This is a genomic window from Chlamydiales bacterium, from assembly GCA_041395025.1.
Classification (GTDB): Bacteria; Chlamydiota; Chlamydiia; order Chlamydiales; family JAAKFR01; genus JAJACP01.
In genome coordinates, this window is the sequence record JAWLBH010000001.1 from 790,971 (window position 1) to 814,956 (window position 23,986).

Annotated in this window: 24 protein-coding genes; 5 read left to right on the forward strand and 19 right to left on the reverse strand. The window is 35.6% G+C overall.

The window, feature by feature from the left end; all coding sequences use genetic code 11:
- From R3E91_03575 to R3E91_03585, 3 genes are all read left to right on the forward strand, one after another.
- Entirely contained in the window at positions 1 to 2,211 is a 2,211-nt protein-coding gene (locus R3E91_03575) for an adenylate/guanylate cyclase domain-containing protein (protein MEZ5315275.1), read from the forward strand.
- 2 nt (positions 2,212 to 2,213) lie between these two features.
- Positions 2,214 to 3,968 carry an ATP-binding protein gene (locus R3E91_03580; GenBank protein ID MEZ5315276.1) on the forward strand — a complete coding sequence of 585 codons (1,755 nt, stop codon included), beginning with the start codon at positions 2,214 to 2,216 and terminating at the stop codon, positions 3,966 to 3,968.
- A 131-nt stretch (positions 3,969 to 4,099) separates the two neighbouring features.
- Positions 4,100 to 5,245, forward strand: a complete 1,146-nt coding sequence (locus tag R3E91_03585) for a dual specificity protein phosphatase (protein ID MEZ5315277.1) — start codon at positions 4,100 to 4,102, stop codon at positions 5,243 to 5,245.
- A gap of 14 nt (positions 5,246 to 5,259) precedes the next feature.
- Here R3E91_03585 and R3E91_03590 read toward each other — a convergent pair whose 3' ends face one another.
- The 9 genes from R3E91_03590 to R3E91_03630 are packed head-to-tail and all read right to left on the reverse strand — an operon-like array spanning position 5,260 to position 14,487.
- A complete protein-coding gene (locus R3E91_03590) occupies positions 5,260 to 6,222 on the reverse strand; it encodes a hypothetical protein (GenBank protein MEZ5315278.1) in 963 nt (320 codons plus the stop codon).
- A complete protein-coding gene (locus R3E91_03595; GenBank protein MEZ5315279.1) occupies positions 6,219 to 6,848 on the reverse strand; it encodes a DUF1494 domain-containing protein in 630 nt (209 codons plus the stop codon). Before R3E91_03595 ends, R3E91_03590 begins: the two co-directional genes overlap by 4 nt.
- Entirely contained in the window at positions 6,817 to 7,206 is a 390-nt protein-coding gene (locus R3E91_03600; protein ID MEZ5315280.1) for a hypothetical protein, read from the reverse strand. Before R3E91_03600 ends, R3E91_03595 begins: the two co-directional genes overlap by 32 nt.
- Positions 7,160 to 7,693, reverse strand: coding sequence for a hypothetical protein (locus tag R3E91_03605; GenBank protein MEZ5315281.1), 534 nt, complete (start codon positions 7,691 to 7,693; stop codon positions 7,160 to 7,162). Before R3E91_03605 ends, R3E91_03600 begins: the two co-directional genes overlap by 47 nt.
- The gene (locus tag R3E91_03610; GenBank protein ID MEZ5315282.1) at positions 7,677 to 8,045 is read right to left on the reverse strand and encodes a type II secretion system protein; all 369 of its coding nucleotides are present in this window, start codon (positions 8,043 to 8,045) and stop codon (positions 7,677 to 7,679) included. Before R3E91_03610 ends, R3E91_03605 begins: the two co-directional genes overlap by 17 nt.
- Positions 8,046 to 8,054: 9 nt before the next feature.
- Positions 8,055 to 9,236, reverse strand: a complete 1,182-nt coding sequence (locus tag R3E91_03615; protein ID MEZ5315283.1) for a type II secretion system F family protein — start codon at positions 9,234 to 9,236, stop codon at positions 8,055 to 8,057.
- A gap of 1 nt (position 9,237) precedes the next feature.
- Positions 9,238 to 10,803, reverse strand: a complete 1,566-nt coding sequence (gene gspE / locus R3E91_03620) for a type II secretion system ATPase GspE (protein MEZ5315284.1) — start codon at positions 10,801 to 10,803, stop codon at positions 9,238 to 9,240.
- The gene (locus R3E91_03625; protein MEZ5315285.1) at positions 10,793 to 13,093 is read right to left on the reverse strand and encodes a secretin N-terminal domain-containing protein; all 2,301 of its coding nucleotides are present in this window, start codon (positions 13,091 to 13,093) and stop codon (positions 10,793 to 10,795) included. The genes gspE and R3E91_03625 overlap by 11 nt, the downstream gene beginning before the upstream one ends.
- Positions 13,090 to 14,487: a hypothetical protein gene (locus R3E91_03630; protein MEZ5315286.1), complete on the reverse strand. Its 1,398-nt coding sequence runs from the start codon at positions 14,485 to 14,487 to the stop codon at positions 13,090 to 13,092. The genes R3E91_03625 and R3E91_03630 overlap by 4 nt, the downstream gene beginning before the upstream one ends.
- 201 nt (positions 14,488 to 14,688) lie before the next feature.
- Here R3E91_03630 and R3E91_03635 point away from each other — a divergent pair, with 201 nt between their 5' ends.
- Entirely contained in the window at positions 14,689 to 15,066 is a 378-nt protein-coding gene (locus tag R3E91_03635) for a hypothetical protein (protein ID MEZ5315287.1), read from the forward strand.
- Positions 15,067 to 15,142: 76 nt separating this feature from the next.
- Here R3E91_03635 and R3E91_03640 read toward each other — a convergent pair whose 3' ends face one another.
- The 9 genes from R3E91_03640 to lpdA form a co-directional block, all read right to left on the reverse strand.
- Positions 15,143 to 15,967 (reverse strand): EscT/YscT/HrcT family type III secretion system export apparatus protein, encoded by an 825-nt coding sequence (locus R3E91_03640; protein MEZ5315288.1) that lies wholly within the window; start codon positions 15,965 to 15,967, stop codon positions 15,143 to 15,145.
- A 3-nt stretch (positions 15,968 to 15,970) separates the two neighbouring features.
- On the reverse strand, positions 15,971 to 16,249 hold the full coding sequence (gene sctS, locus R3E91_03645) for a type III secretion system export apparatus subunit SctS (protein MEZ5315289.1): 279 nt from the start codon (positions 16,247 to 16,249) through the stop codon (positions 15,971 to 15,973).
- Between the two features lie 10 nt (positions 16,250 to 16,259).
- Positions 16,260 to 17,078, reverse strand: coding sequence for a type III secretion system export apparatus subunit SctR (gene sctR / locus R3E91_03650; GenBank protein MEZ5315290.1), 819 nt, complete (start codon positions 17,076 to 17,078; stop codon positions 16,260 to 16,262).
- Between the two features lie 4 nt (positions 17,079 to 17,082).
- Positions 17,083 to 17,724: an HrpE/YscL family type III secretion apparatus protein gene (locus R3E91_03655; GenBank protein ID MEZ5315291.1), complete on the reverse strand. Its 642-nt coding sequence runs from the start codon at positions 17,722 to 17,724 to the stop codon at positions 17,083 to 17,085.
- Positions 17,721 to 18,566, reverse strand: a complete 846-nt coding sequence (locus tag R3E91_03660; GenBank protein ID MEZ5315292.1) for a hypothetical protein — start codon at positions 18,564 to 18,566, stop codon at positions 17,721 to 17,723. The genes R3E91_03655 and R3E91_03660 overlap by 4 nt, the downstream gene beginning before the upstream one ends.
- A gap of 2 nt (positions 18,567 to 18,568) precedes the next feature.
- The gene (gene sctJ, locus R3E91_03665; GenBank protein ID MEZ5315293.1) at positions 18,569 to 19,462 is read right to left on the reverse strand and encodes a type III secretion inner membrane ring lipoprotein SctJ; all 894 of its coding nucleotides are present in this window, start codon (positions 19,460 to 19,462) and stop codon (positions 18,569 to 18,571) included.
- Positions 19,463 to 19,529: 67 nt separating this feature from the next.
- A complete protein-coding gene (locus R3E91_03670; protein MEZ5315294.1) occupies positions 19,530 to 20,555 on the reverse strand; it encodes a hypothetical protein in 1,026 nt (341 codons plus the stop codon).
- Positions 20,552 to 21,517, reverse strand: coding sequence for a lipoyl synthase (gene lipA, locus R3E91_03675; GenBank protein ID MEZ5315295.1), 966 nt, complete (start codon positions 21,515 to 21,517; stop codon positions 20,552 to 20,554). Before lipA ends, R3E91_03670 begins: the two co-directional genes overlap by 4 nt.
- Positions 21,517 to 22,917, reverse strand: coding sequence for a dihydrolipoyl dehydrogenase (gene lpdA / locus R3E91_03680; GenBank protein MEZ5315296.1), 1,401 nt, complete (start codon positions 22,915 to 22,917; stop codon positions 21,517 to 21,519). The genes lipA and lpdA overlap by 1 nt, the downstream gene beginning before the upstream one ends.
- A 234-nt stretch (positions 22,918 to 23,151) precedes the next feature.
- Here lpdA and R3E91_03685 point away from each other — a divergent pair, with 234 nt between their 5' ends.
- A complete protein-coding gene (locus tag R3E91_03685) occupies positions 23,152 to 23,649 on the forward strand; it encodes a hypothetical protein (GenBank protein ID MEZ5315297.1) in 498 nt (165 codons plus the stop codon).
- On the opposite strand, the gene R3E91_03690 is transcribed toward R3E91_03685, so the two are convergent.
- Complete coding sequence (locus R3E91_03690; GenBank protein MEZ5315298.1) at positions 23,643 to 23,921, reverse strand: hypothetical protein; 279 nt, start codon at positions 23,919 to 23,921, stop codon at positions 23,643 to 23,645. The genes R3E91_03685 and R3E91_03690 overlap by 7 nt on opposite strands.
- Positions 23,922 to 23,986 lie beyond the last annotated feature (65 nt).

Consider the following 23,986-nt stretch of genomic DNA (forward strand, 5'->3'; position numbering starts at 1 on the left):
ATGAAATTATCTACTAAATTGCTTCTTGGGGTAGGTTTGCTCCTTTGTGGGATGGTCGTACTAACATATATCCTTCCTGCCTGCTTTGTAAAACAGGATGTGTATGCGGCTGCTGAACACATTCATTCTCTCCTCATCAAAGAACATAGAAAACTGGTTGAGAGTCAAAAACATTCATTAAATGCTGAGATAGATAGGACAGTTCAAAATATCAACTCGATCCTATTTATGCTTGGTGAGGAAAATTCTTTTTCTAACCATCTTTTATTGAAAGAAGAAAATCCTCTTTTGAATGTTTGGAAAGGAGCAGCAGATTTAGCCGGATATGATCCTGAAATTGGATTTGTTCAAATTCACTCACCAGATCAAAATCAAACAATTGTCATCTCATCACATAATGCCAAGCTCTATACCATCAAAAAAGTATGGGAGGGAAATGGGTGGGTAGTGATGAGCATGGACAAAGCACATGAGGAAGAGATGTTGTATTTGGGTATTCCTCTACCTAAAGCTCCTCAGGATGAAAATACTGCAACCTCTTATGCTCTGATTGAAATTAATAAAATCCTATGGGGCAAGGAAAATTTTTCTCAGATGCTTGCGAGTCTTGTCTTGCATCAAGATCAAAATATGCCTCAAGAGATTTTTAGTGAGCCTAAAGATGATCCTGAGGCCTATTTTTGGGGCATTAAGATAGATATGATTCGTAAATTAGCTCCACTATTTTTAGAAGGATTATCTATCCAAAAGGATCAAGAGAAAGTGATCCCTGATGGCATTGGAAGATTAGATTTAAACAATGAGGGAGTCGCACTTTTTGCAAAAGAAGTCTTCCAAACGACCCCAGTTTCTCACGATCTATTTTATGATCAAATGTATTCTTCCAAAAGAGATCAATCAATAGTAGCAGATAGTTCTATTTTTATTGTTCAACCAGAAGAAAATTCTGCATTTATTGCAAATACTCTTTTTATTCCAAATACTTTTATTTCAATTGGATTTTCTATGAGCAATTTAATCAAAGGGCTCTCCCTCTCTTGGAATCAGACAATTTTACTAAATATCGATCAAAAAATTTGGCTTGGGTTTGATGGGAAAGGGAAAAAACTTACATCGAGTGAGATTGACAAGATTCTTCAATCTAATTCTCTTAAAGAAAATGAGGGGATGTTGTCGATTGAGGGACAATCCTCTTTTAACTCGTGTATTAAATTATTCAATGAGGATTTAGTTTTATATGCAATTGATCCCATCACTGAAGAAAAATCCATTATTGAAACTCTTCTTGAATTAGAACATACATTATCGAGAAGAATCTCTTTGCAACTTGCTTTAATTTCTCTTGCTATCATGTTGTTAATTCTTCTATTTGTCGGGAGAATTGGCTTCACTGTCATCTATCCTATTACAAAGTTAGCAAAAGCAACAGAAGATGTGGTTGCAGGAAACTACCAAGAGATTGTCTTTCCAAATTTAGGGAAAAGATCGGATGAAGTCGCTATACTTATTCGATCATTTGTCAATATGGTCAAGGGTTTAGAGGAAAAAGAAAAAATTCGTGGGATTCTTGATAAAGTCGTTTCTAAAGAGGTTGCAAATGAAATTCTACGCGATCGCATTCATTTAGGAGGAGAAGATAGAATTGTTACCATGCTTTTTAGCGATATTCGAGGGTTTACTGAGATGACGGAAAATGCAACACCACAAAAAATTATTAAAATGCTCAATGCATGCATGACAAAAATTTCTCGTGTGATTGAAGGTGAAGGAGGGGTGATCGATAAATATGTAGGTGATGAGATTATGGCAATCTATGGAGCTCCGAAATTTCATGAAGACCATGCTTTGCGAGCTGTCTCAACAGGAATGTTAATGATTGAGACTCTAAAGCAGTGGAATGAAGAGAGAGCTAAAGAAGGAGAGCCAGTGATAGAGATGGGAATAGGGATTCATACAGGATGTGTAGTTGCTGGAAATATGGGAGCTGAGAATCGATTAAATTACACAGTCCTAGGATCAAATGTGAATTTAGCTTCAAGGTTATGTCAAGTTGCCAAAGGGAATCAGTTAGTCATTTCGAAAGCGACACTTATTGAGCCAAATGTCAAAGAATCTTTTTTTGTTGAACCACTCGAAGCCATCGCTCTAAAAGGATTTAAGGAACCAGTTTCAATCTATGAAGTTGTCCGTTTTAAATGGGAAGAGAGCTAGATATGGGATTTCGACAAAAAATTCTTCTCAGTTTTCTGATAATTTTTCTGATTTTTGCAATATGTATCTATCCGATTGTCCATGGTCTGATTGGATGGATTCAAGAAAAGAACTTCAAAAATCGCACCTTACAGCTCGTCCAAAACCTACGACTCGCTCCAAATCTTGATTCTTTAATTCAACAAGTAGAAGAATTAGAGAAATTTCTTTTTTTTAGAATTAGCCTTTTTGATCCACGAGTAGGTTATATCTATGATTCTCATGAGGCTACTGCTGGTTTTAGTCATGAGCAACTTATCACTCAATCAGGATTGGATAAAGTCATTAAAAAAAAAATTAACTATGAAGTCCATTTTTCACCTCTATTTAGACAAGAGATCGCTTATGTAGCTGTTCAATTTAATTATCAAGACAAAGATTACATCCTTCAAACTGCCTTTCCTTATGAAGAGATTTTTAGAATGATTCATGATCTAACCCTAACCATTTTCATTTTAGGGATAGTTGTCCTACTCTCATTTAGTATTTTATCTTGGTTTATGATTCATCTTCTTACTCATCCTGTTGAGGAGATTATTCAAGCCATACAACCCTATCAGAGAGGAGAAATACAACAGATCCCTGAAATCAAGATAAAAAGGGGGATCCATTGGGGAGATGAATTTAGAAAATTAGCTGAAACTTTTAACTCTCTTTCTCGTCATATTGATCATCAGATCTCTTCTCTTGTTTTGGAGAAAAATGAAAAAAATGCGATTCTTGAATCTCTTCTTGAAGGAGTGATTGCAGTTGATGAGAAGATGAAGATTATTTATATGAATCGAATGACAGAAGTATTTTTAGGCATTAATGAAAGAGAATTAGTTGGGCAGAATTTTTCATTTGCTCATCAAAAATCTTGCGAAGATCTTATTAAAGAGGCACAAAAAACGCGTCAAACTCTTGTGCTGATGATTAAACCAAAAGGTAAGCAAAAAAGATATCTTGATGCAGTTGCTGTTCCACGGATAAAGGGAGGAGCAATTTTAGTTTTACAGGATAAAACTAGCCTTCATAAAGTGATTGAACTTGGAAGAGATTTTATTGCGAATGCTTCTCATGAACTTAAAACACCCATTACGATTATTCGAGGATTCGCAGAAACACTTCATGATCATCCAGAGCTAACGCGTGAAATGTATCATGAAATTACTGATAAGATTGTCACCAACTGTAAACGGATGGATACATTAGTAAAGAATTTACTTACTCTTGCTGCAGTTGATGAAAAACTTCCAGATTCTCGTCTTCAAAATTGCAATCTCTACCATTTGATGGAGCAAGCAAAACAGACAATGCTATCCATTCATCCTGAAGCAAAAATCTTGATCAAAACAAAAGGAGAAGGTCCTTTTGATTTAATGGCTGATAATGATTTATTTTTTCAAGCCATTCTTAATTTGTTAGATAATGGAATTAAATACTCAAAAAAAGAGAAAGAAGTCACCATTCACATCGAAAAATATTCCAAGAAGTTTATTATTCGAGTCTCAGATAAAGGGATCGGTATTCCTGCTGAAGAATTAGAACGCATTTTTGAGCGTTTTTATGCTGTTGACAAGCGAGAATCTCGTAGTTTAGGTGGATCAGGGCTGGGACTTTCAATTGTTGAACCTATTATTGAAAAACATCGAGGGAAAATTGAAGTTGAGTCGAAAATAGGCCAAGGAACAACTTTTATTATAACTCTTCCTATCTCTAAGAAGGTCAATGTCTAAGTATTTGAATTTAACCATAAATTCTCTAAACTATTTCTTTTCATTTCTCCCTCTGTAACTAGAGAAATATCTTGACATATATGAATTTTTTTAATATAATCTTTTGTATAGTAATAACTTATGTTTCTAATATGGAGCCAATCTCGACAGATAATACTTTCCCTAAGCTTGAGAAGAAAGTGCAAGAGATTGTGCCTTTGCGCTACGAGCGGCAAAAATTTGGGGATTTAATTAAAGGTCTTGGACGTTCTCCTACTATCCAAACCCTGGCTGTATCGATTCTATTTACTGGCTGTTCTTTAGTTATTCTCCTTGTCAATGCTCCTTCTTGGGTGGTCGTTGCTTGTATAGTCAGTAGCTTTGGAGTAGGATTAGTGGTTGGATTAGAGTTACAACTCACTTTTGTTGATAAAGGAAAGCAAAAATTTGAATTTGAGTATAGTATGCTTAGACGTATGTTAGCTCAACAAGACTATCATCAAGTTTTTGAAGTCGGAAACTCAAAAATTTTTCTAGGAGCTCTTCCAAATCGTTTAGTCAATGACGCAAAGTACCTTTTTTACACTGAAAAGGTAGAAGCATTTTTATCCCTTAACGAACTTTGGGAAGTAACCCAGCCAAATGGTCTTGTTCTTCCCTATACCGAAATCGATTATCAAGGGTTGGATAATAAGATTATTCTTAAAAGAATTCTTGCCGAAGACCATGTTCCTTTAAATATAGATCAGCTTAATGAAGCGGCAGATTTTATTGACCAACAAGTTAAAGAAGAGAAGAATATTTATGTTCATTGTCGTGCTGGGGTTGGACGTTCAGCGATGGGTATTGCAGCTTACTTGATGAAATATCAAAATTTTACAGTTAACGAAGCTTGTCAATTAATTAAAGAAAAAAGACCTAGATCGAGCATTTATAAAAAAAGAGATGCTCTAATGGCTTATCAAGCGCATCTTATAGAGGATAATAGTAAAAAGGACAATAACAAAGTTATTGAAAAAATGGATGAAATGGCTGAGTATCTCTATCACTCTTCAGAGATAATAGGAAATGAGTTTCCTTTTATCGGAAGGGTAGCGCATGCCTTAAAGTACAAAGAAAATAAGGACAGTCCTTCCATTTTTTGTGATTCAAAGTTGAACGACGGGAGTAGGTTGAAATGGATATACCAAACCTATCAGAAATATTGCTTAGCAAAAAGACTCAAATCGCAAGAAGCTGCACAGAAAGACGAGCGTAATAATGAGTTAAATCAAATATTCCCCGTATCAAAAAAATAATCCCTAGAAAAAAGCTAAAATGAGGAATATTTTTCACGTATTTTAAAGCCTGTTTGAGCCTCTTCTATAAAAAGAATATTTCCTAACTCTCCTAGACTTAAGTCAAAAACCCATTTATAGTTAAGATCATAATCGAGTCCTTCTTCGGAGAGAATTTTTTTATATTCCTCTAGGAGTTCATTTTTAAATTGATTTCTTCCTTTACAGATTTCTTTCTCTCTTTCCAAACGATGAGACTCTTGATCAAGAATCTCTTTCCAAAAGGTAGCTCTTAGAACTAACAATTTTTTAGTTAATGAAGGATGATCTAGAAGAGATTCAATCACAAGAGCATCTGCAAACATGAGATTGAGTTTTCTTTTTTCTCTTGAAAGCTTTTCTCTATCAAAAGTGATAAAATCAAGAAGTGAAGGGTATTCTTCGATTCCCTTGATCATAGAGTAAAAGATTGTCTGTAATTCTGGATTTCCTAAATCAAGATTAGCCAATTCATCAGGATAAGAGAAAGATTGAGTCGATTCTTTCTCTTTCATAAGGCAATCTAAAATCTTATATTCACAATCAGCTCTATAGAAACTCGCTTGTCCGTATAGTTTTCTCATTAAACGTGCAAATCCTTCGTAAAGAGAAAGGGGATAATTTTTATGTGGAGATGTGTGAATTAAGAGATAAAGGTTCAATCTAGAGTTATTTGGAGGTCGAGACAAGTTAAATCCTAATGAAGAAGAGCGTGGAATTTGATTTTGAGGTTTAGGAGAATGAGGTATGGGAAGTCTCTCTTCTTTTTCGTTTTTTTCTTCTTTTTGAAAATCCTCAAGATTCGCATGAGCCACTATATTCTCAGTAGCTCTGTTTCTTTTTTGATAATCGAGTTGTAACTGATATCTAAAAGAATTGTGACGAAATCGATTCAACTCACTTGAAGTTAAAATACTCATTAACATTAAAAATGCTACAGTCATTAAGTAGGGATTCATCCTTTCACCAAAGGATAGAAAATTTTCTGATTCAGATCAAAATAGAAGGCTTTTTCTTTGCCATAGTGTAAAAAATTTATACGCACAAAAGCAGGCAATTTACTACTATTCCATTCTTTATTCCATCCTTCTTTATCACTAAGATCGACTCCTTTGGGATCAATGGGTTTTTTAAAAGGATCTGGAGGAAGATAGAATTCAAATAGAGCTATCGTATTTATTGGTTCAACGCCATCTAGAAGAGTAAGATTCAATGAGGGAGAATCCATCCTTTGGTATTGGATGGGATTGGGCCAAACAGCTAGACAAAGAGTTTTCATGATGGGATCGTGATAGATCTTCCCTAACACTGTATTAGAGAGTTTAGGATTTCTGCTGATCCCTCTATCAAAGCAAAAGACCATGGTAGATCCTTCACCAAGGAAGAAATGTTGGGCTTTTGGAAGAATCTCTTGGAGTCTTTGCCATGCATGGTATTCTTCTAAATAGGGTTGTTTAAGTTTTGTAAGTTCTCCTTTTTTCTCATGAAGGTGGCGATACCAGAAAAACAAGGTAGTGAATAAGAGAGTGATTAAGGTAAGGGAAATTAAAATTTCAACCAGTGTAATTGAGTGTTTTTTCCACATAAATCGTTCTTTCTATTTTTCTTCCTTCAATTAGAAGAATTGCATTTAAAATCATTCCGCTTTCTTGATTGATCTTAGTCGATTGTTTAAGTTTTTTTAAGACATACTTATCGTTTTTTGCCCCTTTCATCAACTCTTCCCAACTATATCGATGCTCATGAAGATCAATTTTAAGATCACATATTGCTTTGTAGATCTTTAGTGGCTCCAAGATCTCTCGTAATTGTTTTCTCTCCTCTTTCACAATCGTCACATGGGTCTTGATCATTGGGAAGAGACAAAGAATCAAAAGTCCCATCGCAAGCAGTAACTCAAATAAGAGAAAAGATCTTTTCTGGATAGTCTGCTTTTTTATCATCGGTAGTATCATCCCCTTTTAGAATTTGCGAAGGAAATCCCTTTAATATAAGAGAGACTTCCCGGTTATAGCTTTTTAAAATGAGTTTTCCTTTAGGAGTCGTCCCCAAGGTACTATCGAAATAGAGAGTGGGGTTAGCTGTCTGCTCTTCTCCAAATGTGATCATTTCAATTCCTTTAACTAAAGATTGGCGATTGATCTGATTTTTTATCTTCTCTGGAAGAGGTCGGGCTGTCTGAATGATTGCATTAATTCCCTTTTTTTCAGGATTGTAATGGAAATCTATAAACACATCTGTGCGATAGTTAAGCATTAATTCTTCTGCGAGAGTGATTCGCATTTTAATCTCGCTAATACCTTTTTCGAAAATTTCTGTGGAAATTGCTTTTGGCAGTTGGATAGCGAAGATTCCCATGACAAGACCTACTAATGCGATCACTAAAAGGATTTCAAGAAGGGTAAAAGAATGTTTAGAAGTCTCTCTCATGATGTTCCATTTTAGGAGAGGTAATGATTAAGTCATTGTCATCCTTATCTGTTTTAATCAATAGAGCATTTCCCCAACCATCTTTAAGAAGAGTCAGTCCATCTTTGACAAAAGGGCATTCTCTTAGTATATTTTCTCGGTCCTCAATGATCTGATTGAGATTGCGTTCTCCTTTTGCATATTCCATCATCAACGCATCATAAAGACGAGAGATATTTTGTTCAGTTTTGAACATTTTTCCTTTGTCCATGCTTCCACGCATATTAAATGCTAGAGCACCACCAATCAAGCCAATCAGTAGGATCACAATCATGATCTCAATTAGTGTAACGGATTGTTTTTTCCTTTTCATTTTTAACTCCTATAGAAATGCATTTACATCTGTTAGTGGAAGAAGGACAGCCATCATAATAGTTCCAACAATCCCCCCCATAATTATTAAAATAATCGGTTGAGCTAAGGTAGTCAGGCGGGTTAAACTCTTTTCCACCTCTTCTCCATAAAAATCAGCAATTTTTCCAAACATCAATGCAATCGTCCCGCTTTCTTCACTTACAGATAACATTCTTGAAACAAGAGTGGGGATTAAAGAGGATTTTTTTAATTCAATACTTAACAAACTGCCTTCAATAATTTTTTTCTCAGCCTTTTCAATCACTTCTTCAAATAAAGAATTGTGCATTACTTTACGTGAGATTTGTAGAGCTTCAATCAAAGAGACCCCTCCTTTGAGTAGAGTCTCCATTGTTCCAGAAAAACGAGTAATCACAATATTGATGATTAATCGATTTAAAATAGGTAGACGCAACAACTGTTTTTGGGTCCACCTTCTCCCTTTTTTTGATTTTAAACTAGAATAGATACCAAAGACCATCGTCATAAAAAGAGGAATATAGTAGTACCATTTTGTTCTAAGAAACTGACTAAAGATCATGATACATCTTGTAAAACGATTGACATTACGATCTTCGAATAGTTCTTCAAGTGAAGGGATCACAAAAACAATAAGAAGTAAGGTCACAATTAAAGAAAAAGCAAATAGAAGAGTAGGGTAGATACATGCAGTTGTAATTTGTTTTTTCAATTGCATTTGCTTAGATAGCAATTTAACAATTTTATTGAGTGTTTTATCAAGGGTACCGGTTGCTTCTCCGGCTGCAACCATATTACAATAGAGACGATTGAAGCTTTTAGGAAAATGTGTTAGAGCTTCTGATAGGTTAGCTCCTTCTTTAATTTGTTGGCATAAGGTGATTAAAATAGGATGAAATGGTTCTTGATGGGACTGTTCTGCAATTGAAAGAAGACTTTCGTAAAGAGGCATTCCAGCTTCAATTAGTGCAGCTAATTGTGTAGTAAATGTAATCAGCGTTTCTTTTTTTAGATAATAAGTTGTGTTTTTCTTTTGTTTTACTTTTTCTAAAGAAGTAAGTAAAAGTCTTTGTCGACGTAGAATTGTTTTTGCTTCATCAATGTTTGAAGCTTCAATTACCCCTCTTTTTTTTCTTTTTCTCTCGTTGATGTAAGAATACTCAAATAACATATTAATCAAATCTTTTTGAAACACGAGCCACTTCTGCCGAAGTTGTAATTCCAGCTTGTACAAGATGGGCTCCATGCTCGCGTAAAGAAATCATTTGTTTTTTAAGAGCTTCTTGTCTGATCTCAAAGATATCAGCATTTTTCGCAATAAGAGATTGAATCATGGGAGAGGCAATCATGAGTTCGTAAATTGCATGCCTTCCTTTATATCCTGATCCATAACAGTGTTGACAACCCAATCCTCGATATAACTTTCCTCCGTTAAGCTGATTTGCTTGGATTCCTAGGTCATAAAGTTCGGTCTCAAGAGGCGTATAGTGTCTACGACAATGAGGACAGATACAACGAACAAGTCGTTGTGCTAAGACTCCAACGATAGTAGATGAAAGTAGATAGGGTTCAATTCCCATGTCAATTAAACGCAAAACTGCTGAAGGAGCGTCATTAGTATGCAGTGTGCTAAATACAAGGTGACCAGTGAGTGCAGCTTGGATTGCAATTTCAGCTGTTTCGGTATCACGAATTTCCCCAATCATTACGACATCGGGATCTTGTCGGAGAATATGGCGTAGTCCTTTTGCAAAATTGAGCCCAATTTTAGGATGAACAGCAATCTGAGCAATCCCACGGAGCTTGTATTCAACAGGATCTTCTATGGTCATGATATTCGTTTCTTCGTTATAGATTTCCCATAAGGCGCTATAAAGAGTAGTCGTTTTCCCACTTCCTGTTGGACCCGTAACAAGAACAATGCCCTGAGATAGAGAGATGAGTTTACGAAATTCATTAAGAACAGAGGGGAGCATTCCTAGCTGATTGATGCCTAAGACAACGTTTTCCTTATCTAAGATTCTTAAAACAATTCTTTCTCCATGAAGAATAGGGACGGTACTCACACGAAAATCAATTTCTCTTCCTCCCATTTTCAGTTTAATACGTCCATCTTGAGGAAGACGATGTTCAGCAATATCAAGTTTAGCTAAAACTTTGATCCTTGTAAGGAGCTGAGATTGATATTCTCGGGGAGGAGCATGGCGTGATTGTAGAACCCCATCAATTCGATAACGGATTTTTAAATCATTTTCAAAGGGTTCAAAATGAATATCGGAGGCTTCTTGTTGAATCGCTTCAGTTAAAATTAAGTTAAGGAGACGGATAATAGGAGCTTCTTCTTTGATGTCCAGCAGATCATAGAGATCATTTTCTTTGTGTTTTTTTTCAGAATAATTGCTATCGGATAGGTGGGCAAGAAAATCTGAAGCAGCACCTTCTTGCATGTGGTAACAATAATCAATCGCTTTTAAAAGAATTTCTTCAGGAGTGTAGACAATTTTGATTTCCTTATTCAGGATAAGACGTAACTCATCAATCGCTTCAAGATTAAGGGGGTTAGATGAAGCAGCAGTCACAACCTCCTGGTGCTCTTTAATTGGAAGAATATGATGGTTGCGGACGAAACTATAGGGAACTTGTTTAGCAAAACTTTTAGGAAGTGTTTCGAGAGAGATCTTATCACAAATTTCAATGCCTAGATCTATTGCAAGTTGAAGAGGTGACTCAACGACCATTATATTCTCCTGTTCGGTATCGATTCTTCATATTATCTAAATTTTTTGTCTCTCGCCGGCCAAAAAGAGCAGTAAGACTTCCTTCAAAAAGGTGTTTTTTTTCTCTTTTCTGTGCTTCTAAGAGTTCATGTAAAAATTCAGGGAGATCACCAGGACGTGCTTTTAATGTTTGTAGACGTAATTTTTCTCCATCTTTTATAGGATCTGCAATAATTTTTGGTGTAATAAAGATGAACATTTCGGAGTGGCTATCATGAATATCGGTATGACTAAAAAGTTTTCCAATTCCAGGAATTTCACCAAGAAAAGGAATACTTTCTTTCATTTCTTGAGAGTTTTTTCTTCGCAAACCTCCTAGAATTACAGTTTGACCATCTGCAATACGGACATGATTTTTAATATGACGGCGAGTCACATCTGGTCGATGGTTTGTATTATTTCTTGTTGTATCAAAGGTAATATCAGTATCTAGTGTAATGAAATCTTCACTTTCTTCACTTTCGTCTGTATTAATGGTTGGAGTGATCTCCATCGTAATCCCATACTGTGCACGGTGATAAATATTATTTTGATTACTATCTGCTCCTCCATCAATGGAAATTTCTTCAACTATTGCAATGGTAGCAGGAGTTTGATTTATTGTTGTTACTGAAGGGCTGGCATTAATTTGCACATCTTCTTGACCTAGGAGAAATTGATAAGCTAGATCATAAGCAGGAAGTCCTGAGCCTTTTTGCCGAGAAATTAAGAATTCAAAAATTCCTCCTACCGGTCCTATATTCCATTTAATATTCTTTGAATTAGTTTGAGTAGCTTCTGATCCAAGGCGTAAAAGATTAAGACCAGATTTATTGCTATTCGAAACTTTTTTTTCTAAAAGAAGCACTTCAATTTGGACCATTTTTTTTGGCACATCTAGTTTTTTTAACAGTTCTTTGATTTTAGGAAGTGCCTCTTGTTCAACGACCATAATAATTGCTCCGGTTTTAGGGTCGACGATGAAGTTATTGCATCCATCAGCTGTTTTATGAGATACGCGTGCTTCTCCTTCTTGACTAGAGAGAGTATGAGTAACGAGCATCTCATTTTTTTCTCTTTTATGGCTAAGTTCTTCACTTCCTTCCTTTTTTCTGTTTAAAGAAAGATTTTGGTCTAGTAGAAGATTATAGATTTGTGCTAGAACGCTGGCTAGTTCTTCAGCTTGAGAATGTTTAGTTGTATACCAAAACACAGTTTTTGCCTGAGGATCTCCGATTTGGGATTCAACATCTCGAATGAGATCAATGGCTTTTTTTAGATCTTCTTCATTTCCACTTAAAAAGAGAGATTGTGAGAGACTATTAAGAGTAATGACTCTGAGTGTTGAGCTTTCTGTTGAAATTTTTCCATCATGAAAAGCAGAGTTTAAGATCAATTCCATTTCTTTAGCATTGATTTTTGATAAGGAAACAAATTGAAAATCTTGCCCTAAGTTTCTTGATTTTGAAAAAGTATAAAGCTTTAAAAGTTCTTGGATTGTTTCAACTGAGCCAGTGATAAAGATTTTCCCTCCAATAATTTCGATTTTTGTGGTTATAGGATTCGAAAATTGACGTAAGAAAAGCAAATCTCCACGAGGATCCATTGTATTTGGAGTTAATAAGAAACAGATACGAGAAAGTGGGGAGTAGAAATTCAATTGATCAGTGGTATCAATCATCGCTTTGATTCCTCCAGGATCATTGCGCATGACATAGAGTTCTCTTAGATAGGGATTAAGTTGACGAAAGCCAATGCCAGACTGTGCAAGAATTAATTCTAGACATTCACTCCATGATTCGCGTGGAATGGGTAGATTAGAGTTTATGCTAATACGCATCCCTCCAATTTCAGGAGGAATAAGATAGATAAAATCAGAAGATCCATAGTCGATGACAAGCTGTTGCAAAGTGATATCAGGCTGGTTCCATAGAGCATATTCTTCATTTTGAATTAAAGATTTGACTTCATCGCACCACATTTGTTGAATCTCTTGAATCTCTCTTTTAAGGCTTTGAATTTCATCCAAAATTGGGGAATAATCACTGTTTGAGCGATCTGTGTAGTAAATCTCCCAAGCTTCTTCATAGAGCTGTTCAATAGCTAACCGTTTCTCACTGAGCTCTAGATTAACATGATTTAGCTCTTTAAGAGTGTTTGGATCAACATCACTATGGGTACGTTGAAAACTCTCTTTTTTTTCCATAATCGTCTGTCCATTGATCTTGATCGTCGTAATAGAGAGCAAAAGAATGAAGATAGTTTTTCTCATTCCTCTTTACCTGATATTTTAAGTTTACTAGATGGTATAGACATCCTTGTCCCATGAAAATTAGCCAAAGGAGCATGGGGACTGGCTTCAATCTCTACTTCTTCAACTTCAGTTCTAGATAGGTTAAAGAGATGTCCCGAAAGGAGATGACGCCCATTTTTTTTTATCATTTTATCAAAAACAAAGAGAGGCCCAACTAGAGGTTTTTGAACATACTCATCAATTTGCTCAGAAGAATTAATTTTTTCCCATCCCTCTTGTTTTAAAATGAGCCAATCATTTGGTTTTACCTCTAATCGTTTCCCATCAGAACATTCAATAATAAATTGCGCCCACGTCTTAGCCCCTACAAATTTAAACTCTTCTTTGAGATTAGGAAATTTGTGATGATCTTTTGTTCGAATTAGGTTTAAGGTTGTTTTAGACCACCCACCACTATCCCAAAGCTCCAAAGAGAGGATTTTTTCATCAATTTTCGAAATATATAAAATTGGATAGCCTTCAGTGACTTCATCTTTGCTTGGTCTTTTCCATTGATTATTTTTCCATACTAAAATATCTCCTAACCTTACAAAACAAGAATAAGGAGTTTCTCCATCAAGAAAGTCAATTTTTTCACAACCTAGGACATAGTCATATTCATCACCTCCATGCATCTCTAAAAAACGGTCACCACCTATCCAGCGTGCTTTTTGACGGACAAGCAGAGTAGAGTCTACACGGTAAGGACCAAGTTCCCAGCCGGTTGTTTGAGATTTTGGAAATTCCTGAATTGGGAGAGTGATCAAGCTGAATTCCTGAGGTCTTTCAATCACGTTATCCTTTTCATCTAACATTTTGACATATAAAGAAATGGAATTAGAGTTTATTGAAGAAACTTCTAGCCATAGAGAAGTGGGTTTGTTATCAGGGCTAAATAGATAACTACTTTTATTTTCTGTCATCTCCTCTCCCCATAACGGCCTTAATATGGCATTATTCGAATTCTGATAAAAAGTTGGATTTAAGAATTGGGGTGAGTAATTGCCCTGATAAATAAGATAGAGCCTTTTATTTTCCTGAATAGAATCCATTTCTCCAGAACTTTTAAGCCCCAGATAATAAAAGGCATTCAGAGATTGACCATCGGGTCGTTTATTTTTGCCAAAAAATTGTAATTCATGACGTAAATCTGGAAGTTGCATAAGAGGAGGAACCCAGTTTAAAGAGAGAGCACCTAGATTTAGATCATAGTTTTCAGATTCTGGAAAAAACCTCTTAGGTAAAACTGTTTCAATAGGATCAGGAGGGTAAGTAAGAGTCGTTTTCTCGTCCTTTCGCCAACAGAAAAAAAGAGTAAAAACACCGAATAGAATTATAACTAAGGAAGAGTTAAGATAAGGAATCCAAGGCATTGATTAACAATCATCTTTTTGTTTGTTTTTGGTGAAAAGAGAATATCGGAATAATAAAAAAAAAGCAATTCTGCGAATTATTTTTTATAAAGAGTAAATTGAATTAAATATTTATATTCCAATATCTTAATGGATTTTATTAAATAAAATATTGAAAAAAGAATACTCTAAAGAATAAAATAAATTTAATTAGGAGAAGAAATGAATAAAGACCCTAAAAAAAAACAAGATTCATATAAAAACCAGTTTGAAGATTTTCGCAAAATCTGGAGACAGATTTATAGGTATCGTATTGCAATTATTTCAGGATGTTGCTTAATGGTAGGTTTGATTTTATCTTTTTTTTATTTGCGATTGGGTTCTGCTTTTGTTGGTTTAGGATTTGGACTCTCTTTTTTTCAAGAAATACATGGATATTTTATTCAGTTACGTGACGTGTATATTGCTCATGGGGTTTTTAAGACTGTAATGTTAATTGGAACGATCGTTTTTCTTCTGATTTCGATTCCGATTTTTATCCTTTCTGCTGGATTTGGTTATGGAGTGATGAATATTGCAAATAGAATTGCAAGAAAGTAAATAGATTTTTTAAAAAATTAATCGTTGTGAGAAAACTTAAAATTTAAGTGGTTTAGAAATTCCAATAACAAATATTCTAAATTTCTTTAACAAAATTTGAGTAAATTTTCAGCCAATTTGTTGTTTGTATATCAAATTGTTTGATCACAAGCCACCAAGCAAGAAATAACATTGCTACTCCAATAAAAGCTTTGAATGACCACAAAAGAAAGGAAATTTGCACTTGGGGGGCCATCCTATTCGCAATTCCAAGAAATAGATCAGACAGTAGCATACCGATGAGAGAGGGGGCACTGAGTTGGAGTCCGATTTTTACCACAGTTGTGATCACACCAGTCATTGTAATCCAAAAGGGGTGTTGAATATCAAAAAAATGTGGAGGAAAGAAGGCGTTAAAGGGAATAAGCGAGAAGGAAGTGAATAGTCCATCAAAAAATAAGATTGGACCACCAATCGCAAAAAATAACACAAGTAACATGTCGTTGTAGAGTTTCCCTATCGGTGAAGTTTGGGTTTGTGATGTTGGATCCATGATTTGTAAACTTTGGCTCCCTCTTTGATGATCAATCAGGGCTCCAGCACCTTGTGCATAATAGAAAGGAATGGCAATAAAAAACCCCATCAATGCACCGATCATGACCTCTTTGATCATGAGGAGTAGAAAATGACAATCTCTAGAAAATGAGGCAGGATTGGTAAGAATTAAAAAAGGAAGAAAGACAAGTGTAATAAAGACACCTAACCCAATTTTCACGACATCTCCAATCATCTTTCCACCATAAAAAGGAGCAATTGCGATGATTGGAACAATGCGAGCGAGCCCGAGTAGAAAAATATTCCAGACTTGATCAAGAGGTCGACTTAAAATGATGGAGAGATATGTGTCTGTAGGAGAAGACATTCTTTAGGTCCATTTATGGAAATTTCGGAAAATCTGTGCAGCAAATTGATAAACTAATCCACTGAGCCAACCTCCCATCAAGATCACAGTTCCCATCACTGCCACCATTTTAATAGCAAATGATAAGGTTTGTTCTTGAATTTGGGTAGCTGCTTGGAACACTGCAATAAAAATTCCAATAATTGAAGCAAAAAGAATAGGCGGCCCTGATATAATTAAAATTAATAGCAGAGATTGGTAAGAATATTCAAAAATAATCGAACGGAAAGTGAGCGCTAACATCAGTTTTTCCTCAATTAAAGCTTAAAACTAATCCCTGAACAAGAACAGTCCACCCATCAATCATGACTACTAAAAGCAGTTTTAAAGGAAGAGAGATGGAAAGAGGAGAAAGCATCATCATTTGCATAGCTAGTAGAATATTAGAAGTCACGAGATCAATCACAAAAAAAGGCAGATAAATCAAAACACCAATTTCAAACGCAGAGCGTATTTGGCTAGTAATAAAAGAGGGTACAACAATAATAAAATCTGTGGTTTTAACAGTTTTTGCTGCTTCTTCTGGGAAGGTCTTTTGAGCAATTTTATTAAAACCTTCAAGATGATTTTTCTTTGTATTCCGAATCAAAAATTCTCGTAAAGGTTCTTTAGCTTCTTCAATCACAGACATGGCTACAGCAGCTGAGTTAGTCGAAAAAAGCTGTTTGGGAAGCTCTTGCTCAATAATATGTTTTGCTCGGTTATACATTTCGAGGCCTGTTGGGTACATAACATATAAACTTAAAATCAATGCGATTCCATTGATGACCTGATTAGGTGGGGTTTGTTGTACGCCTAATGCACTGCGTAAAAGAGCAAGAGTAATCACCATTTTAAGAAAAGAGGTAAGAAGCATGACCAAAAAAGGAAGTAGTGCAAGAAAGATGAGGAGAGTCGCTTGTGAAGCAAGGTCAGGATATCCTCCTCCTTCTGTAGGTGGTGTTAATCCACTATTTTGAGATTCTGTTTGATGCAATAGTGCTTGAAGAGCCGTTACATCATCCGATTCAGCTAAAAGAGGTGTGGATAAGAAATTAAAGCTAGCAACGATTATGAATAAGAAAATAGGCAAGCTCTCACTGCTCCTCTTTTTTCTGATTTTGGAAAAAAGTTGTAAAAGCAGTGCCTAATGCTTTGAGTTGACTTTCAAGTTGAGCATTGATGATTCCTGCTTCTGTTTCAATGATACACCCTCCTTCTGTAATATCTTCTCGAGAAGAAATCACTAAACTTTCAAGGTGTTCAAAGAGATTTTTGAGATGTGGCCGTGCTTTTTGAATGATTTCATAATCGGACGGGTTCACAAAAACTTTGATTTTTTTATATTGAGTTACAGCTTTTAAGGCTGTAGAAATGATGTCGACAACTGTTTCATGATCGGTTTCTATCGTGTGACCAATGATTTTTTTAATCGCTGTAAGAGCAATTGGAACCATAGAACTTTCTATTTCTTTGCGTACATTTTTAATTTCTTCATCTAACCATAAAATCTGATTATTCCATCTTGCCAATCCTTCTTCAAATCCAGCTAACTCAGCATTTTCTTTTAAGACTTCACACTCTTTTGTGACATCTTTTCGATAAAGAGTTTCCTCTTTCTTGACTCGTTTAAGTAACATTGATCCTTGAACAAGTTTAGAAAATTCTTTTGCAGGAATCACTTTTGTATCAGTGCCAATATGGATTTCTTCTCCTTTGATTAAAGTAAAAAATTTCATTTTTTGTACCGCTGTAAAATATGGATCACTTGATTTTTAAAGTAGGGATAGGGGAGAGAATTTTGATTATTGCTAAAAATTTTTTGAATTAATTCTGCTCGTCCAGTATCAAGGCGGTGGATTAGATACCATTTTAGGCTTTCATTTTGATCAAAAAGTGCGCCTCCTAAACGAATTAATCCTCTTTCATGGAGAAGATGTTGCAATTTTTCTTTCGATCGATTCCATCTTAAAAGTCCAAGTGTAGGAGGTATCCACTTGATAGGTTGTTTTGTACAATAATGTAAAAAATGGATTTGTTCAGAAAAAAGAGCTGAATAGATATTTTTTAGAATTTCTCTATCAACAATCTGTCGTAAATCAATTGAAAGATCATGAATTCCAAGAAGATCAATCAAGTTAAGAAGCTCTAACCTTGTGAGTTTGAGAAGAGGGTTTAAATCAGAAGCAGGCAAGCAATCTTCGCTAATGATATCGATCTCACCCAGTATTTTCTTTTTGAAGATATTCATTAAAAAGGGGATCATAAAAGAAGAATAAGAAAGTTTTTCTAAAGGTAAAGATAACATTTTACTCAATTCCACTGCTTTTTTTTCAGGTAATAAAGAGAGAAAGAGCTTCTGTATTTCAGGTTTGAGGGATTTAAGTGGCAGATAAAACCAGGAAAAATGCATTGATTCAATCCACTCATTTTGAGCAAGAAGTTTTGGAAAATTAGGAGAGACAGGAGGAGATAGAAGGTTGATCTCTTTAGCTAGATCGGGAGGGAAGTAGCCTAAAAGATTATGGTTTAGAAGACGCGAGGGATGGATAAGGGCAGAGATCAGAGATTTTGCCTGCAATTTCAATGATCTCCTCCTGCTCCTTTCTCTTTTTCTTTATGCTTTATCAAATCATGGATTTCATATTGATGAGGATAGAAAAGAGAAGAGAGCCCCCCTTTTTTTTGAATAATATCCCAAAACTTCCAGACTAGCCATGCCAAAGAGGTCAATAAAAGAAAAAGTGCAATAATAAAAAGATAGAAAATTAAACGAAAACGGGGAATAGATTCTTTAGCAATAATAATCGACCAAATGGACATATAGTCACGATCTTCTTGAATTTCGTACATTGGTTTTAAAGTGATATCCGCATAAAGAGCTCGATCAGATATCACAGTAACATTTTCAGATGTTAATCCTGGTACAGCACTCGCTACAAGACGCTTGATTTTGGTAATAGTCAAACTATTTGGATTATCTAAAATACTGCGATGTTTGATATAAACCGAAGCAGTCATCTCCTGATTAGTCTCTTCATCACGTGGAAATGTAATTTGTACATTTGCATCAATAATTCCATCAATCTTTCTAATTGTGGTTGCAAGCTGTTCGGATAACCCCTCTTGATAGCGAATCCGATCCTGAAGATCAGAAGGCACAAGTCCTTGATTGCCAAATAAATCAAGAAGACTAGTTCCTTTTACTCTTGGTAAGCCAGCAGAATTAAGAATAGCTAATGCTTCTGTAATTTGACTGGAGGAGACTGAGACATTGTAAGTAATCACCCCTGTTTGTCCTGCTCCTAAAGTTGTCTCTATTTTTTCCGCATGAATGCCTTTGCTTGCCATTAAAACAACAATCTCGTTCGCTTCTCTTTCAGAAATATTATTGACAATGGTCGTTTGTGTGGTACAACCAGTAAAGATAGTCAAAAAAATCACAAGTACAAACAAAAAACGAGAAATCACGCGCATTTCCTTAAATCCACCCAACCTGCGAAGATATCATAAGGAGATATTAGGTGAAAGGTGATTCATTATTTTAGATCCAATTTTGAATCATCTTTTCTATCTCTTTGCGGAAATCCATAGGAATTTCAGGATGATCAACCATCTGGAATAGCATCTTTTGTTCTTTATACCCTTGAATTGACTCAGTATTATAAAGGAGATAAGAGCGCAATAGAGGCATTGCCCATACTCTAGGATCTTGAAGTTCTTTAAGAGCCGCAATCGCTACCTCTAATTCTTTAGAAAAAACTGTTAGAGCAAAAGCAGCATGAGTAGTATCTTGTGTGAAGGGGCGTCCTTTTAGAAGTTGAAGAAGAAATTGTTTTGCCGGTTCTCCGATTGCCCTAAGGGCATCTAGAATGACCTCTTCATCAAAAACTATTTCGCGTCCCAAAATTTCAAAAAGAGGAATAATCGTAGAAGGATCTTTGATTTGAGAGAGACACAAGATTGTAAAATAAGGAGCATAGCCATAGCCTGGGAAAAGTGGGCTATATGCATATTCGGATTTTATAATTTGTAAGAGTTCAGGGAGCATTCTCTTTCCTTGAGAAACAATCGCAGTAATTTCTTGTTTAGGGTACTTGCTTTCACTTAGGATCAAGTCAGCAATGAGATAGTCTGAAGAGATAAGATCTTTTGGTTTTTCAATTGTATAGATCGCTTTAAGCTTTTCATAGGCTCTTCGTGAACGAGCCACTTGTTCTGCCTCAGCTCCTGTGAGCATTAAAGGGGCTAGATTTTTTCCGAGTTGTCTTTCAATTTCTTTTAAGTAGAGAATCCTCTTAGACTCAAATTCTGGATAAATCCCGATATGATCTTTCTGATCATAGTAACTTATCATAATATCGAAATGTCCTCCGAAATGGGCATCTCTATGCATAAGAATTTGGTGATCTAACTCATCTGTTAATGTATATATCTCTTCTAGAGGTGAGGTTTTTTCCTTTTGTAAATCTGGATAGGACAAGCCATTGTGCTTTTCTATAGGAGAAGATATTCCTGCAATTTCTTCAAAAATAGATAGATAAGATTTTTTTCTTTCTTGATTACTCATATATTTTTTACAGCATTGAATAAAGAAGCAGCATTATAGCTTGAACGAATGAAAGGACCGGAATAGATATGCTTAATTCCAATACTGTTTCCGTAAGAGGCATAATCCTGAAATTGTTCAGGTGTTACAAAACGCTTGACTCGTAATTTTGTGCGGGTGGGTTGTAGATATTGTCCGATTGTAATGATTTGACAACCTGTTTCATACAGATCACAGATTGTTTCTCTGACTTGAGCATCAGTTTCACCAAGCCCAACCATGAATCCTGATTTAAGAAGAGATTGAGGTGCATGTTTTTTGGCAGACCGGAGAAGATCAAGCGTACGATCATAAGTTGCTCGATGCCGGACTCTTGGAGTTAATTCCCGAACTGTTTCAATGTTGTGATTAAAGATATCAGGATTTTCATCCAAAATAGATTTTAGTGCATTTTTATTTCCAAAAAAATCAGATGTAAGGACTTCAATAGAAGATTTAGGATTGACTTTACGTACTGTACGAATAATCTCTATCAGATGCCCAGCTCCTCCATCTGATAGATCATCTCTTGCAACCATTGTGATTACTATATGCTTTAAATCAAGTGCTTTAGCTGAATTAGCTAATCGTATAGGTTCATCTGGTTCAAGTGGCTGAGGATGTTTTATAAAATCGATATCACAAAAACCACAATTACGTGTGCAAGACTTACCCATTGCCAGAAATGTAGCAGTTTTTTTTGACCAACATTCTAATAGGTTTGGACATTTAGCGGCTTCACATACAGTAGGAAGATGATGTTTAGAAAGAATCTCTTGCGTTTTCCATAATAGATTACTTTTTGGAGAAGGTCGATGGAGCCATTTTGGAAAACGTCCTGGAGCAACTGCTTTCCCTTTTTCTTTGGAGTTCGGGTGTTCAGGAAGAATATTTAGTCTTTTTCTTTGAATGACTGGATTTTGCTCAAATAGATCTTTATCCATTAGCGTCTAATCCTAGGGGGCAAATGGAGAGGCATATCCTTGGTTAAAAAAGCAGCTTCTATCCATGCTTCAGCAGTCGTAGGATGAGCATGGATGGTCTCAGTGATTGAATCTACAGTCAATTCACTACCAATTGCTAATCCAATTTCTGCAATTAGGTTACCTGCTCCAGAACCCACCACTTGTGCTCCTAAAATCTGCCCTGTATTTTTTTCAGCAACAATTTGAGCAAATCCTTCTGTTTCAATCATTACTTGTGATTTTCCAAGTGCCTGAAATGGAAATTTCCCAAGGATAGCATCGTACCCTTCTTGAATCGCTTTTTCAAGTGTGAGTCCAATTGTCGCCACTTCGGGGTTTGTAAAGATTACAGCTGGAATGGCGTTGTAATGCATATAATTCAATTGGCCTGCTATATTATCAGCAGCAATGAGTCCTTGATGAGAGGCAACATGGGCAAAAATCCATTTTCCGGTGATATCTCCAATCGCAAAAATATGAGGAATATTTGTCCGCATCATTTCATCTGTTGGAATCGAGCCATCTTCTTCAACAACTACCCCCGCTTTATCTAATCCAATGGCATCGGTATTGTATTTTCTTCCTATTGATACAAGAACTATATCTGCATCAAGCAAGCGTTGATCTTCTAAGTAGAGACGGATGCCGTCATCTTGATAGCTAATTTTTTTAACAATTGTCGTTGTTTCAATTTTAATTCCTTGTCTTTTAAAAGATGCTGTTAAAGTTTCTTGGACATTTCTACCCTCATTTGGAAGAAGATGGGGGAGTAGTTCAACGATTGTCACATCCACGCCAAGCGTATTATATAAAGAAGCAAATTCACAACCAATCACTCCACCACCAATAATGGCCATTTTTTTGGGCAGCTCGGTCATATTGAGCAAAGAAGTGGAATCGTGAATTTTTTTATAATCGTAAGGAATTTTTTCCAAAGGGCGAGGTTCTGAACCAGTGGCTAGAATAATGTTTTTCGCTTCAAGGATTCCTTCATCCTTTCCAGTGATCGCGACTTCATAGGGAGAAATCATTCTCCCATATCCATTAAATATAGTAATTTTATTGCTGAGAATCAGTTTTTCAAGACTCTTTTGAATCCCATTGACAATAGAATCCTTACGATGCTTCATTTGAGCATAATCGAAATAAAGATCCTGTACATAAATCCCAAATTTATTTGCTTCCTGAATTTTTTTAAAAACATTAGCACTAGCAATCAATGCTTTAGAAGGAATACATCCCCGGTTAAGACAAGTCCCTCCTATTTCACGCGCCTCAATTAATGCTGTGACTAAACCTCTTTGTGCAGCTCGGATGGCTGCTACATAGCCTCCAGAACCACTACCTATAATCACGCAATCAAATAACTTTTTTTTCATCACAAATCAGATATTTTCTTTTTATAAATAGTATAACGGAATTCATATTTTTTTTCCGGATGGAAAAACTTTGATTTTCCTTACATTTTATGTAAAGCTTAAAGGATAGTTAAGAATTCAATTCTGACCATAGTTAGATAATGTTTTTATTGACCCTGCTTTTAGTTTTGTGTATCAGCAGAATATTAATTTTTTCTATTTTAACCATGTGGAAATTAAATAAAATTAGCTGAGATGACAAAGAAAAATGATAAACTTCTTTGCTGGAACTGTGATGGAAATGTTTCACTCCATCTTCAGCAATGTCCTTATTGTGGAGTTAATCTATCACATCCATCTGAGAATATTGAAGAAGAAAGAAATCCTTTTCAAAATTTTGCCAACCCTTTTCAGAGCTCAATCTCTACTGATCAAGGCATTCCTCCTCCCCCTTTTGCCAATGCATTTGATCAAGAAAGCGGGATTACTGATGAAGAGTGGAACCACTCTTTGAGTGAAAAGACTCATTCATCTGAACATAAAGAGGAGCCAACTTCATCGACAAATAGAAGAGAATTGATTGCACTTCTTCTTCTTTTACCTGGAGTCGTTTTTTTTCTTTTTGGAATCGTCTTGATGATATTTTCCTCTGAAGGAGTCCTGACGCTTCAATGGCGTCAAAATTTTGGATATTTTTATTTTTTCGGGGCCCTACCTCTTATTTTTTTTGGTTGGCATCGACTACGTTATTGAATCATTGAGCATTCGCAGGTATTTTTTAGATTAAATGGCCGCCTACAATAAAAGCAGCGCATAGCTTCTTGATTAAAGTAGATTCCTCCTTGATCAACGAGGAGTTGATCGATTTCTACCATCTTACAATCAAGATGGACTAAAATCATTGATTGATTAATTTCCAATTGTTCAGGAGAGCAGTAAAATTTTTTTGTTTCTTGCTTCCCCTCGATTGGACATATAAAGAAAGATAAGAATAGAGCTAGCATAATACATATATTTTTTAACATTTTTCCATTCCTTTTCTCTGAGGTTGAATTTACAGAAAATTTACATTACATAGGACTTTCTTTAA

Bases quoted from the DNA above. Each gene is read 5' to 3' on its own strand.
- R3E91_03580 (MEZ5315276.1), top strand. From the start codon at position 2,214: ATGGGATTTCGACAAAAAATTCTTCTCAGTTTTCTGATAATTTTTCTG.
- R3E91_03585 (MEZ5315277.1), top strand. From the start codon at position 4,100: ATGGAGCCAATCTCGACAGATAATACTTTCCCTAAGCTTGAGAAGAAA.
- lipA (MEZ5315295.1), bottom strand. From the start codon at position 21,517: ATGGATAAAGATCTATTTGAGCAAAATCCAGTCATTCAAAGAAAAAGA.
- R3E91_03605 (MEZ5315281.1), bottom strand. From the start codon at position 7,693: ATGAGAGAGACTTCTAAACATTCTTTTACCCTTCTTGAAATCCTTTTA.
- R3E91_03625 (MEZ5315285.1), bottom strand. From the start codon at position 13,093: ATGAGAAAAACTATCTTCATTCTTTTGCTCTCTATTACGACGATCAAG.
- gspE (MEZ5315284.1), bottom strand. From the start codon at position 10,803: ATGGTCGTTGAGTCACCTCTTCAACTTGCAATAGATCTAGGCATTGAA.
- R3E91_03610 (MEZ5315282.1), bottom strand. From the start codon at position 8,045: ATGAAAAGGAAAAAACAATCCGTTACACTAATTGAGATCATGATTGTG.
- R3E91_03590 (MEZ5315278.1), bottom strand. From the start codon at position 6,222: ATGAATCCCTACTTAATGACTGTAGCATTTTTAATGTTAATGAGTATT.
- R3E91_03640 (MEZ5315288.1), bottom strand. From the start codon at position 15,967: ATGTCTTCTCCTACAGACACATATCTCTCCATCATTTTAAGTCGACCT.
- R3E91_03630 (MEZ5315286.1), bottom strand. From the start codon at position 14,487: ATGCCTTGGATTCCTTATCTTAACTCTTCCTTAGTTATAATTCTATTC.
- lpdA (MEZ5315296.1), bottom strand. From the start codon at position 22,917: ATGAAAAAAAAGTTATTTGATTGCGTGATTATAGGTAGTGGTTCTGGA.
- R3E91_03670 (MEZ5315294.1), bottom strand. From the start codon at position 20,555: ATGAGTAATCAAGAAAGAAAAAAATCTTATCTATCTATTTTTGAAGAA.
- R3E91_03690 (MEZ5315298.1), bottom strand. From the start codon at position 23,921: ATGTTAAAAAATATATGTATTATGCTAGCTCTATTCTTATCTTTCTTT.
- R3E91_03655 (MEZ5315291.1), bottom strand. From the start codon at position 17,724: ATGAAATTTTTTACTTTAATCAAAGGAGAAGAAATCCATATTGGCACT.
- sctJ (MEZ5315293.1), bottom strand. From the start codon at position 19,462: ATGCGCGTGATTTCTCGTTTTTTGTTTGTACTTGTGATTTTTTTGACT.
- R3E91_03600 (MEZ5315280.1), bottom strand. From the start codon at position 7,206: ATGATAAAAAAGCAGACTATCCAGAAAAGATCTTTTCTCTTATTTGAG.
- R3E91_03685 (MEZ5315297.1), top strand. From the start codon at position 23,152: ATGACAAAGAAAAATGATAAACTTCTTTGCTGGAACTGTGATGGAAAT.
- R3E91_03635 (MEZ5315287.1), top strand. From the start codon at position 14,689: ATGAATAAAGACCCTAAAAAAAAACAAGATTCATATAAAAACCAGTTT.
- R3E91_03595 (MEZ5315279.1), bottom strand. From the start codon at position 6,848: ATGTGGAAAAAACACTCAATTACACTGGTTGAAATTTTAATTTCCCTT.
- R3E91_03575 (MEZ5315275.1), top strand. From the start codon at position 1: ATGAAATTATCTACTAAATTGCTTCTTGGGGTAGGTTTGCTCCTTTGT.
- R3E91_03615 (MEZ5315283.1), bottom strand. From the start codon at position 9,236: ATGTTATTTGAGTATTCTTACATCAACGAGAGAAAAAGAAAAAAAAGA.
- sctS (MEZ5315289.1), bottom strand. From the start codon at position 16,249: ATGTTAGCGCTCACTTTCCGTTCGATTATTTTTGAATATTCTTACCAA.